The sequence below is a fragment of the Citrobacter sp. wls829 genome, assembly GCF_005280825.1.
Classification (GTDB): domain Bacteria; phylum Pseudomonadota; class Gammaproteobacteria; order Enterobacterales; family Enterobacteriaceae; genus Citrobacter; species Citrobacter gillenii.
The window spans coordinates 1-241 of record NZ_SZWP01000001.1 but is presented as its reverse complement, the minus strand read 5'-3'; the positions used below and the strand labels follow the sequence as shown (position 1 = coordinate 241).

At 50.6% G+C, this 241-nt stretch carries 1 protein-coding gene; it reads right to left on the bottom strand.

The window, feature by feature from the left end; translation table 11 throughout:
- Positions 1-127: 127 nt before the first annotated feature.
- Positions 128-241: TA system toxin CbtA family protein (locus FDW88_RS00005; RefSeq protein WP_212732605.1), on the bottom strand; the 114-nt coding region annotated here is incomplete at its 5' end.

Below are 241 nucleotides of genomic sequence, written 5' to 3'. Positions count from 1 at the left end.
CTCCTTTTTCTTTGGATGCAATTTGGGTCAGGTAATGGGTCAGGTAAGGAATTGCTACCCTGCCCTCTTCATCTCGCTGCCAGCATCCCCGGATAGTGATGAAAGCCAGTAGCACTGCCTGTAATATTCACCGTACCGAATTTTTACGGCTTTGCCGCAACAAGCCAGTTGCCTGCCGTGCTCGCAGAATGTCTACAGCCCGGAGATAAGGGGATTGTTCCTGCCAGTTAAATCCCTTCCT